Source organism: Rubripirellula obstinata (assembly GCF_001642955.1).
Lineage (GTDB): Bacteria > Planctomycetota > Planctomycetia > Pirellulales > Pirellulaceae > Rubripirellula > Rubripirellula obstinata.
The window spans coordinates 1-10,581 of sequence record NZ_LWSK01000161.1; the positions used below are offsets into that span (position 1 = coordinate 1).

Consider the following 10,581-nt stretch of genomic DNA (forward strand, 5'->3'; position numbering starts at 1 on the left):
AGAAGACAGGCGTTGGTTAGTGCCACGCAGTGCATCCGGCACGTCGGCATTGATTGAGCATTGGAATTCAGGCGTCGGTTGGTGCCCCGCAGGGCAGTCGGCACTCGAGTCTTAGTCGAGCGTTGGGGCAAAGCGGCACGGATTCGATGCGTAGGTTGTGCCCCGCAGGGCGCGAGGCGGACGGCATATGTCCGCTGCTTGATCGGATAACGGTAGACATCACCGGGTGGCGGCGAACGACTTGCAAGTAAACGAAAAAGCTAACCACCGCCACTCCGGTGCATGTCATGGTTATCCGCCGTGTCAAACGAACAGAAGCAGGCAATGGCCGGAATTAGAAACGGTCGCCGGCGTCTTCAGCGCGACGAATTGGACGCGGCAATCGTCCGCGAGGGGTCCATGCAACGGGTGAATCTTCCAGTGCGATTGAGCAGGTATCGGTATCATCATCCCAGGATGCACGGATCTCGTCGCCAATCTGAAGCGTCGGAGTGTTTGTCGTGCGAATGCGTGCGTGAATTGCGGCCCAGATTACAGTACCGTCATCCAGGCGTACACGCCAGCGATGCCCAGGTAACGGTGTGCCGCCAGGTCCGGTTTTTGTAACGGTGGCAGATATTGTTTTGCGGATCATTTGCGATCGGGTGCTCGCGTAGCGTCGGACGATTTCAGTCGGATAACAATATGCATCACCGAGGTGGCGGGATTTGACGTGCAAGCAGAGAGAAAAGTGTGCGGCCGCCACTCCGGTGCATGCAATGGTTATCCGCAAAGCACCATTGCGATGCGGTCTGTCGGCGCGGACTTCGTCCCCGTGGGTGACCGTCACCGTGTGTTGATCGTAGCAAGGAGTGGTCGGTCAAGCAAGTTTGGTCGGGCAGGAGCGTATCGAGTGCTAGAAGACAGGCGTTGGTTTGTGCCACGCAGTGCATCCGGCACGTCGGCATTAATTGAGCATTGGAATTCAGGCGTTGGTTGATGCCCCGCAGGGCAGTCGGCACTCGAGTCTTAGTCGAGCGTTGGGGCAAAGCGGCACGGATTCGAGGCGTAGGTTGTGCCCCGCAGGGCGCGAGGCGGACGGCAAATGTCCGCGGCTCAGTCGGATAACGGTATGCATCACCGAGGTGGCGGGATTTGACTTGCAAGCAGAGAGAAAAGCGTGCGGCCGCCACTCCGGTGCATGCAATGGTTATCCGCAAACCACCATTGCGATGCGATCCGTCAGCGCGGACTTCGTCCCCGTGGGTGACAATCACCGAGTTGAAATCGTAGCAAAGTTTCGTTGGTCAAACAAGTTTCGACGAGGGGCAGCAAATCGAGTGCTCGAATACAGGCGTTGGTTGGTGCCACGCAGTGCATCCGGCACTTCGGCGCTAATTGAGCATTGGAATTTAGGCGTCGGTTGATGCTCCGCAGGGCAGTCGGCACTTCGGTATAGGTCGAGCGTTGGGGGCAAAGCGGTTTTGGTTGAGCATGGGTTGTGCCCCGCAGGGCGCGAGGCTGGCAGCAAGTGTCCGCGGCCCAGTCGGATAACGGCAAGCATCACCGAGGTGGCGGCGATTGACGTGCAAGCAAAGGGAAAAGTCTGCCACCGACACTCCGGTGCATGCAATGGTTATCCGCGATCATTGAACCGAAGGGTGAGCGATGAAGCAACAGACGCAGCAACCAGAGCAATCAGAAGAGAATACCATGTATTTACAAGTCCGCGAACGACCCAGTCGTTGCCGTTGCCTGAGGGAACGGAATTAGGGCCGTCGTGCGTGATGTTTTCGTACACCCAGGTCGCAAGCGAGTCGGGGCAGGCGTGAAAGAATGGTGATGCTAGCGAAAAGATCCCGTAAGTCAAAGCGAAGGTCTGGAGTCGCCCATTTGCGTGGAAAGCGACAACTAGTGATGTGCAACCGGAGAGGATCGTCAGAGAATGCAGTATCTCAAAGCCAACCTGTGTTGGGTGCGTAAGCATGGCGAACGCGAGAGCGAACGCACCGATGAAAAGCAGCAGAGTGGAAATGGTGAAACGCAAGCGTTTGTGCTCAGATTCAAGTTTGCAAGTTGGTAGCGAAATTCCATGCGTTCAGTCGGATAACGGCAAGCATCACCGAGGTGGCGGGATTTGACGTGCAAGCAGAGAGAAAAGCGTGCGGCCGCCACTCCGGTGCATGCAATGGTTATCCGTAGCATTGGCGTAGCCACCGGTCAGGATGATTGATGCCGTAGTTTTAGCATGTTGAGCACACGTTTGCAAAGTTGAACGTCTTCCAGCGGTTTCGGGATGAAGTCATCTACACCAGCAGTTACGGCGCGGTCAATGCCGTCGAGGTTGGACGTTTCGCAGATTAGCACGACCATTGCATTGTGGTCATTCTTGATCCGGTCGCAAAGCGTGAACGAATCTTGTCGAGAGCAATCAATCAAAACTAGGTGTGGTTGGAACCGCGTCAAGTGTGAGAGCAGTTCTCCATCATTGGGCAGTATCTCGGTGCAGCAGTTCAGGCGGGATAGCCCACCAATGACGCGGACGGCTTCGCGTTCGTCAGGAATCGCGATCATGATGCGGTCAGGATTCGGCATGGGCAAGAGTTTAAGTCGGATAACGTTAGGCGTCAGCGGGCGGCGGCGAACGACGTGCAAGCAAACGGAAAAGCTGGCCACCGCCGCTCCGTTGCACGCCATGGTTATCCGTCATTTCCGCGAAAACGCGCATGAAGTGTTGAAAGGTTCCCAGCATCAGCGTTAATGTAACCGGTATCGGGATCGATGAAGTTCTCAAGTTCCCAGTACTCGGGGCCCACATACCAAAGTTTTTCCCATTCATTAAGAAAATGGTCCAGTGTGGGTGCGATCGGGCGGTGGATTGTCGCTTCGTGATCCATGTAGACCACCGGGGGATCGTTTAAGTCGTCGGCGATGTAGAGCCCAAGGAAGTCTGCATTTGAAATTGCTTTGAAGAGGAAAGTGTTGCGCCACAGATTAGCGCAATCACGATCAATATCGTCAAAGACCGAGAGAACGCTCTCGGAATTCCAGTCGGCGAGATGCTCTGATTGGCACAGGCTGGCGCCACCATAGACGTTTGTCTGTGCGAACAAGGACGCCATTTCGGCACCGACCATCGCGATGGCCGAGGCTTTTGGTTCGTGCTGAAACGTCAGGTAGTATTCGCAGTTACATGAGCGAGATTCCGTGCAAAGGAAGTGTGCAAGCGAGCCCGGAATTTGGGAATTGAGAGTCGATCGCAGTTCATCTAGCTCTGACGCAGTGAGAGGCGGGCTTGCAACTGCTGCACGAACGGAATCTGCACCGAGTCGCCTGAGCGACTGAGTGAAGCTAACGGCACGTTCGACCCACAGGGACATGATTCTACTTTCGGATAACGGTAAGCATCACCGAGGTGGCGGGATTTGACGTGCAAGCAGAGAGAAAAGTGTGCGGCCGCCACTCCGGTGCATGCAATGGTTATCCGTGATTCAATACGCCGTGGTGGGTATCTAGAAGCCGCTTCAGCAATTGATCAAGCCGGGCAGCCTGTACTGTCGCAAGCTCAGCCTTTGTTGACAAGCCAGTTGACACCCGGCTTGCAATCATTTCTTCGAGCTTTTCGATACGCCGGTCGTAGTCTTTGGCACTTTCGCTTGCACCATCGGAGAGCCCCTGCCTAAGGATGGCGGTGGCCGCGTCGAGTACGGATGAGATGCCAGTGATGCCTGCAAGGTAGCTGTTGGTTTTGTCTTTGTAGTTGATTTCAGCTAAAGCAGATAGCATGCGCTGACGCTCGAGCGTCAATTGCCGTTTGAGTTGTTCGGCTTTCGGTAGAGGAATTGGGTTCGGCCCCTGCGAGCACAAGTCTGGCGTGACAGTGAGGGTAAGCAAGGCAATCCCAGCGATAGCAAATGGCTTCACGTCTGTCTCCTTCGGTGGTTAGCGAGCGTAGTGTTGCATCAGTCGGATAACGGTACGGTTCACCGGGCGGCGGCGAAAGACTTGCAAGCAAACGAAAAAGCTGACCACCGCCGCTCCGGTGCAACCGCTGGTTATCCGCCGTCTTCGGCTTATGATGAATGTTCGACCACGGAGAGAATGTCATCGTTAGGAGAGAAGTATAGCAGGACGCTGTGATTCGAGGCAAACCAGATATCGGATCGCGGTTTCACGATCCAGTCTGCGAGTTGATGCAGCCCTGATTCGATAAGTGAGTTGCGGACATGAGCATTGAAAGGGCGAGGTACCGATGACACGCGGATGTTCCAAACACAACCTTCGGCATCTGGATTGTCCCTGGGGTCAAGATGCCAAAGTCGGCCCAAATGGTCGAAACTGACTGACAGCACGTGCATTGTCTCGTTGGCGTTGCGTGTAGTGTTACAAGTAAACCAGATTTGCATACGTTTGAGTTGTGGAAGTTCCGAGAAGGCTTCTGTTACCAGCGTGGCGTTCAGCGGATACGCGACGAATTTCGGTAACCGGTCTTTGTTCGCTGTCGGTATCAAGGTTCAATCAACGCAACTTCAGTCGGATAACGGTAAGCATCACCGAGGTGGCGGGATTTGACGTGCAAGCAGAGGGGAAAGCGTGCGGCCGCCACTCCGGTGCATGCAATGGTTATCCACAAAACACCATTGCGATGTGATCCGTCAGCGCGGACTTCGTCCCCGTGGGTGACAATCACCGTGTGTAAATCGTAGCAAAGAGCGGTAGGTCAAGCAAGTTTTGTTGGGCAGCGTTAAATCGGGTACTCGAAGACAGGCGTTGGTTTATGCCACGCAGTGCATCCGGCACGTCAGCATTGATTGAGCATTGCAATTCAGGCGTCGGTTGGTGCCCCGCAGGGCAGTCTGGACTCGAGTTTTGATTGGGTGTTGTGGGCAAAGCGGTTTTGGTCGAGCATGGGATATGCCCCGCAGGGCGCGAGGCGGGCAGCAAGTGTCCGTGGCTCAGTCGGATAACGGCCGGGATCACCGGGTACGGAGGGAAAAGTCAACCATCACGGAAAAGCGTGCAAGCCGTACTCCGGTGCATCCCATGGTTATCCGGTCGATTGGGGTCGCTTAGTCGCCAAGTCAAGCAAGTGAAAGGATCGGACAGCCATTAAGCCCGAAAGATGCAGAACAGCAAATACGGCCAAAGTCCCGAGGAAATTTATGATCAAGTTGAGTGTGTTCAGGCCGCTTTTCGTTGGGAAACCAGAAACGGTGGCCGTGTACCCGGTTGTAGTGTTGAAAATGTCGTAGCGGTATCCGTAGTTGTCTTCGATCCGCCAAGGCCATCCGCGATGTGTTTCAACGACGTAAGCGGTGACCGACGCCTTTTGGATGCTTGGAGGAACAACGCCACGATTGTTTGCGACTGCGGGGAGCGAGGCGAGATACGGCGTTGGTATGTTCTGGCCGGTCATTGTGGGTGCCACGATCTTCGTCGTGGAAGTATCCACGGTCAGACTCGAGAGGGCGACGTACAGTGTGATTCCCACGTAGGCGGCAATCGACCATTTTGGCTTGATGTTCATTGTGGAGTCATTTCAGTCGGATAACGGTAAGCATCACCGAGGTGGCGGGGTTTGACGTGCAAGCAGAGAGAAAAGTGTGCGGCCGCCACTCCGGTGCATGCAATGGTTATCCGAAAAACACCGTTGCGATAGGTTCCGTCAACGCGGACTTCGTCTACGTGGGTGACGATCACCGTATGGGAAGCGTAGCAGAGTGTCGCCGGCAAAGCAAGTTGCGGTAGGAGGCAGTGTATCGAGTTCGGGAAGACAGGCGTTGGTTGTGCCACGCAGTGCATCCGGCACGTCGGCATTGATTGAGCATTGGAATTCAGACGCTGGTTGATGCCCCGCAGGGCAGTCGGCACTTCGGTTTCGTCGAGCGTTGGGGGCAAAGCGGGTTTGGTCGTGCGTAGGTTGTGCCCCGCAGGGCGCGAGGCGGGCAGCAAGTGTCCGCGGCTCAGTCGGATAACGGTAAGCATCACCGAGGTGGCGGGATTTGACGTGCAAGCAAAGAGAAAAGTGTGCAACCGCCACTCCGGTGCATGCAATGGTTATCCGCAAAACACCATTGCGATGCGGTCCGTCAGTGCGGGCTTCGTCCCCGTGGGTGACATTCACCGTGGGGAAAGCATAACAAAGTTTCGCCGGCAAAACAACTTTGGTCAAGCAGTATTGAATCGAGCAACCAAGCGTTGGTTGGTGCCACGCAGTGCATCCGGCACATCGGCGTTGTTCGAGTATTGCAATTCAGGCGTCGGTTGGTGCCCCGCAGGGCAGTCGGCATTTCGATGTTGGTCGAGCGTTGGGGGCAAAGCGTTGTTGGTCGAGCATTAGAGATGCCCCGCAGGGCGCGAGGCGGGCAGCAAAGGTCCGCGGTTCAGTCGGATAACGTCTAGGATCACCGGGTGGGGACGGAAAAGTCAACCATCAGGAAACAGCCGCAAGCCCCACTCCGGTGCATCCTTTGGTTATCCGTCGGCATGGGATACGATGGAAACCAGCGACAGGCCCGAGGCACAAGAGCGAGAACAGGCAATGCGAAAACATCGGTGTGAATCGAGCATGACCTGCGCGAGCAGAAAACAACGGCGGGACGCCGCCATACTGAATCGAGCATAGCCTGCGAAGCAGAAGACACCCACGAGACGTCGCCACATGAACAAGTTTTGAATCGCGGTAAAGGTCTTCGGAACCGGGGATCGAATCATGACGAGGGTTGGATCGTGTATCGCCGGCGTCCCGCCCCGTCGGTGACCCGCGACGCGAGCAACCGTTGGAATCGACCAGGACGGTCCAGAGTAACGATCGCAAGTAAATGATGCAGAGCCAAGCGTTGGAATAGTTGAACGATCAGCCAACTAAGGCGTGCGTGTGCCCCTCAGAGCAGCTTCGAGTTCGTCGGCACGACCGAGCACCCAGTCGGATAACGTCCCGCATCACCGGGCCGGGAGGAAAAAGTTGACCATCAAAAAACGCTTGCAAGCCCGGCTCCGGTGCATGCCATGGTTATCCGCCGTGGTTAATCTACGGCGAAGCGTGCTCTGCCGCCGCCAAATGGTTCATCCAGGATGAAAGCATTTCGTCGTCGCGGCCACCCCAGTCATATTGATATTGCGGTTCAACTCCAAACTGCTGCATATATTTGAGGTAGTTCACGATCAGCCGTATCTGAAGGGTCGAATAGTTTCCCCCAACGGTGTCACTGAACCACCAGGGATCATCGCCAAACCGGTCAACCACCAAAAGGGGCTTCGAGTTCCGCAATCCCCACAGAAAGTTGTCAACGACATCATACTCGCCCTCGTAAAGCAGTGATATACGAATGAAGCCGGGTATGTGATAGTTCCACATGTGCGGAGGTTCGCACGAGCGAAAACCAATTGGAGGTGAAATGTCATACCCGCGTTCAAGATACTCAGCGGGAACGTCAGTCCAGCGTTGTCCCGCGAAGTGCGAGTACTCGTCGTGGCCCATCGGGTCCATTCCCATCATAGGAGGATATGGAGGAATCGGTTCTGCCGGGAATTCACGGAGAAGTTCCAGGACCAAATGATTGCGTTGGTCAAGCATGGATCTCGTTAGGTATCACGGATAACGTCCGGGTTTTCCGGGCGGGAAGATTTGACGTGCAAGCAGAAAAATAAGAGTGCAAGCCCCGCTCCGGAACAACCCATGGTTATCCGTCGGTATTGGTTACGAAGTGAGCGAAAGTTGACGGCAGCCAACGGGCATCCGCCACGCGAGCGGAAAATAACGACGGGACGTCGCCAGCATGAACCCCGCGAGGGGAAAACAACGGCGGGACGCCGCCAGCCACCGTTTTACAATTGGAGTGATCATTGTATCGGAGTTCAGCATTGAGACACCACGTAAAAGCTAGCGTTTGGTTCCCAGTTCGGTGAAAAGGCAAGAAACGGTGGTAAGTGTTCGAGCGTTGAATTCGGGATGCCGAAGGTGTCGCAAAGCTTGTGTGTGTTTGTTTTCATGCAACGCAGAATTGAAAAACCAAGATTACAGCAAGTCCGAGTTTTGGATGTGCCCCGCAGGGCAGCGTTGAACCAAGTCAGGCAAAATGGCGAGAATCGGAGTCAAGCATTTACGACAGCGCACCCGCTCGGATAACGTCCGGGTTTTCCGGGCGGGAAGATTTGACGTGCAAGCAGAAAAACAAACGTGCAAGCCCCGCTCCGGAACAACCCATGGTTATCCGTCGGTATTGGTTACGAAGTGAGCGAAAGTTGACGGCAGCCAACGGGCATCCGCCGCGCGAGCGGAAAATAACGACGGGACGTCGCCAGCATGAACCCCGCGAGGGGAAAACAACGGCGGGACGCCGCCATCCAGAATTTAGCCATCGGAGTGATCATTGTATCGGAGTCCAGCATTGTGACACCACGTAAATTTGACCGTTTGGTTCACAGTTCAGTGAGGAGGCAAATTGCATTGGTGCGTGTTCGATCGCAGGAGTCTGGATGACCGAGGTGTTGCAAAGCTTGTGTGTGCTTGAATTAGTGGGACGCAACATCGATGAATCGCGAGTTCAGCAAGTCCGAGTTTTGGATGTGCCCCGCAGGGCGGCGTTGGAACGAGTCAGACAAAATGGCGAGAATCGGAGCCAAGCACGAACGACAGCGCACACGCTCGGATAACGTCCGCGTTCTGCGGGCGGCGGATTAAGACGTGCAAGCAGAAAAACAAGCCGACCACCGCCGCTCCGTCAGCAACGCTTGGTTATCCGTCGGTTTGGGTTACGAAGTGACCGAAAGTTGACGGCAGCCAACGGGCATACGCCGCGCGAGCGGAAAACAACGACGGGACGTCGCCAGCATGAACACCGAGAGGGGAAAACAACGGCGGGACGCCGCCATCCACCTTTTGACCATTGGAGTGATCATTGTATCGGAGTTCAGCACGTGACACCACGTAAAAACTAAGCGTTCAGCTTCCAGTTCGGCGTAAAGGCAAGAAACGGTGGTAAGTGTTCGAGCGTTGAATTCGGGATGCCTAAGGTGTCGCAAAGCTTGTGTGTGGTTGTTTTCATGCGACGCAGAATTGAAAAACCAAAATTACAGCAAGTCCGAGTTTTGGATGTGCCCCGCAGGGCAGCATCGAATCAAGTCAGGCAATATGGTGGGCATCGGAATCAAGCACAGGCGACAGCGCACCCGCTCGGATAACGACCGCGTTCTGCGGGCGGCGGATCAAGACGTGCAAGCAGAAAAACAAGCCGACCACCGCCGCTCCGTCAGCAACGCTTGGTTATCCGTGGGTTTTGATTACGAAGTGACCGAAAGTTGACGGTTGCAGACGGGCATCCGCCACGCAAGCGGAAAACAACGACGGGACGTCGCCAGCATCCGCCGCGAGAGCGGAAGACAACGGCGGGACGCCGCCGCGAAGTTTTTCGCCAACGGAGTGATCATTGTATCGGAGTTCGGAATGTTTCGCACCGCGCAAAAGTTGGCGTTCAATTTAACAGATCGGTGGGGAGGATGTTTTCGTAAGCGTACATGCGAAATATGGAGCCAGTATGCCAAGGTGCTTGGGAGTTTGTGTACATTTCGATTCGACATACAATCGGAGGGTCGCGAGTGCAGCAAGTCCGACTTCAATCTATGCCCCGCAGGGAAGCGTTGATTGAACTCAGACAAAATGGCAAGAATCGGAGTCAAGCATCAACGACAGCGCACCCGCTCGGATAACGGCAAGCATCACCGAGGTGGCGGGATTTGACGTGCAAGCAGAGAGAAAAGCGTGCGGCCGCCACTCCGGTGCATGCGATGGTTATCCGCAACGCACCATTGCGGTGTCGTCCGTCAGCGCGGACTTCGTCCCCGTGGGTGACAATCAACATGTGGAAAGAGTAGCAAAGACTGGACGTTCGAGCAAGTTTCGGCCAGCAGAATTAAATCGAGTATCCAAGAACAGGCGTTGGTTGATGCCACGCAGTGCATCCGGCACTACAGCATTGATTGAGTATTGGATTTCGGGCGTCGGTTGATGCCCCGCAGGGCAGTCTGAATGTGAGTATTGGTTGAGCGTTGGGGGCAAAGCGGGGTTGGTCGTGCGTTGGATGTGCCCCGCAGGGCGCGAGGCGGGCAGCAAGCGTCCGCGGCTCAGTCGGATAACGGCCGGGATCACCGGGTACGGAGAGAAAAGTTAACCATCACAGAAAATCGCGCAAGCCGTACTCCGGTGCATCCCATGGTTATCCGCGATCATGTTTACGATTGGGGCCGACACCTACGAGGCGGCCAGTCGGAACGCCAGTGTAACGAAGGGATTGCGGTTACGTCAAATTTGCCGACGACGATGGCCCGGAAGGGAAAGAATCAATCGTCGTCGGCAAATTTGACGTTACCGCAGAGGGTTGAATCAGGGAAAAACGTTCTAATGCGGTCGTCCGTGACATCAGGCGTCGGCTACGTAGTTGCGGTGGAAACCACCTTGGAGGCGACGACGTTCCGTATCGGCGGCGATCAGTGAAGATGCGTGACCAAGGAAGATCGCCGCCGATACGGTACGTCGTCGCCGGTCGTGCAAGCAAAGAGTAAAGCGTCGCATCGCCAACACGAGTATGAATTGATCGAGGAACC

Annotated in this window: 15 protein-coding genes; 3 read left to right on the forward strand and 12 right to left on the reverse strand. The window is 55.4% G+C overall.

The features are described from left to right. Positions 1–334 precede the first annotated feature (334 nt). Complete coding sequence (locus tag RC85_RS27120) at positions 335–829, reverse strand: hypothetical protein (RefSeq protein WP_157594028.1); 495 nt, start codon at positions 827–829, stop codon at positions 335–337. 1,095 nt (positions 830–1,924) lie between these two features. Between RC85_RS27120 and RC85_RS27125 the strand changes: the two genes are divergently transcribed. Next, positions 1,925–2,062, forward strand: coding sequence for a hypothetical protein (locus RC85_RS27125; RefSeq protein ID WP_157594029.1), 138 nt, complete (start codon positions 1,925–1,927; stop codon positions 2,060–2,062). A gap of 137 nt (positions 2,063–2,199) precedes the next feature. Here RC85_RS27125 and RC85_RS23205 read toward each other — a convergent pair whose 3' ends face one another. The 10 genes from RC85_RS23205 to RC85_RS23235 form a co-directional block, all read right to left on the reverse strand. Beyond that, entirely contained in the window at positions 2,200–2,574 is a 375-nt protein-coding gene (locus tag RC85_RS23205; RefSeq protein ID WP_160148266.1) for a response regulator, read from the reverse strand. Positions 2,575–2,678: 104 nt separating this feature from the next. Beyond that, the gene (locus tag RC85_RS27130; protein ID WP_149753330.1) at positions 2,679–3,116 is read right to left on the reverse strand and encodes a hypothetical protein; all 438 of its coding nucleotides are present in this window, start codon (positions 3,114–3,116) and stop codon (positions 2,679–2,681) included. Positions 3,117–3,459: 343 nt separating this feature from the next. After that, a complete protein-coding gene (locus RC85_RS23215) occupies positions 3,460–3,903 on the reverse strand; it encodes a hypothetical protein (RefSeq protein ID WP_068267132.1) in 444 nt (147 codons plus the stop codon). Between the two features lie 583 nt (positions 3,904–4,486). Then, positions 4,487–4,669, reverse strand: coding sequence for a hypothetical protein (locus tag RC85_RS27675; RefSeq protein ID WP_149753333.1), 183 nt, complete (start codon positions 4,667–4,669; stop codon positions 4,487–4,489). Positions 4,670–5,026: 357 nt separating this feature from the next. Continuing rightward, entirely contained in the window at positions 5,027–5,506 is a 480-nt protein-coding gene (locus RC85_RS23225) for a hypothetical protein (protein WP_068267134.1), read from the reverse strand. Then, the gene (locus RC85_RS27135) at positions 5,503–5,679 is read right to left on the reverse strand and encodes a hypothetical protein (protein ID WP_157594031.1); all 177 of its coding nucleotides are present in this window, start codon (positions 5,677–5,679) and stop codon (positions 5,503–5,505) included. Before RC85_RS27135 ends, RC85_RS23225 begins: the two co-directional genes overlap by 4 nt. Continuing rightward, positions 5,645–6,103 (reverse strand): hypothetical protein, encoded by a 459-nt coding sequence (locus RC85_RS27680; RefSeq protein ID WP_162273241.1) that lies wholly within the window; start codon positions 6,101–6,103, stop codon positions 5,645–5,647. The genes RC85_RS27135 and RC85_RS27680 overlap by 35 nt, the downstream gene beginning before the upstream one ends. A 44-nt stretch (positions 6,104–6,147) precedes the next feature. Continuing rightward, positions 6,148–6,297, reverse strand: coding sequence for a hypothetical protein (locus tag RC85_RS27685; RefSeq protein WP_162273242.1), 150 nt, complete (start codon positions 6,295–6,297; stop codon positions 6,148–6,150). A 115-nt stretch (positions 6,298–6,412) separates the two neighbouring features. Continuing rightward, entirely contained in the window at positions 6,413–6,796 is a 384-nt protein-coding gene (locus RC85_RS27690; RefSeq protein WP_149752494.1) for a hypothetical protein, read from the reverse strand. Positions 6,797–7,009: 213 nt separating this feature from the next. Further along, positions 7,010–7,555: a hypothetical protein gene (locus RC85_RS23235; RefSeq protein ID WP_068267136.1), complete on the reverse strand. Its 546-nt coding sequence runs from the start codon at positions 7,553–7,555 to the stop codon at positions 7,010–7,012. A 1,482-nt stretch (positions 7,556–9,037) separates the two neighbouring features. Here RC85_RS23235 and RC85_RS23245 point away from each other — a divergent pair. Then, positions 9,038–9,283 (forward strand): hypothetical protein, encoded by a 246-nt coding sequence (locus RC85_RS23245; RefSeq protein ID WP_149753631.1) that lies wholly within the window; start codon positions 9,038–9,040, stop codon positions 9,281–9,283. 370 nt (positions 9,284–9,653) lie between these two features. Here RC85_RS23245 and RC85_RS27695 read toward each other — a convergent pair whose 3' ends face one another. Then, positions 9,654–9,836, reverse strand: a complete 183-nt coding sequence (locus RC85_RS27695; RefSeq protein WP_149753632.1) for a hypothetical protein — start codon at positions 9,834–9,836, stop codon at positions 9,654–9,656. Positions 9,837–10,189: 353 nt separating this feature from the next. Between RC85_RS27695 and RC85_RS23250 the strand changes: the two genes are divergently transcribed. Further along, positions 10,190–10,471 (forward strand): hypothetical protein, encoded by a 282-nt coding sequence (locus RC85_RS23250; protein ID WP_068267139.1) that lies wholly within the window; start codon positions 10,190–10,192, stop codon positions 10,469–10,471. Positions 10,472–10,581 lie beyond the last annotated feature (110 nt).

Excerpts from the sequence above, each read along its gene's own strand:
- RC85_RS27125 (WP_157594029.1), top strand. The coding sequence starts at position 1,925 with ATGCAGTATCTCAAAGCCAACCTGTGTTGGGTGCGTAAGCATGGCGAA.
- RC85_RS23205 (WP_160148266.1), bottom strand. The coding sequence starts at position 2,574 with ATGCCGAATCCTGACCGCATCATGATCGCGATTCCTGACGAACGCGAA.
- RC85_RS27130 (WP_149753330.1), bottom strand. The coding sequence starts at position 3,116 with ATGGTCGGTGCCGAAATGGCGTCCTTGTTCGCACAGACAAACGTCTAT.
- RC85_RS23225 (WP_068267134.1), bottom strand. The coding sequence starts at position 5,506 with ATGAACATCAAGCCAAAATGGTCGATTGCCGCCTACGTGGGAATCACA.
- RC85_RS23235 (WP_068267136.1), bottom strand. The coding sequence starts at position 7,555 with ATGCTTGACCAACGCAATCATTTGGTCCTGGAACTTCTCCGTGAATTC.
- RC85_RS23250 (WP_068267139.1), top strand. The coding sequence starts at position 10,190 with ATGGTTATCCGCGATCATGTTTACGATTGGGGCCGACACCTACGAGGC.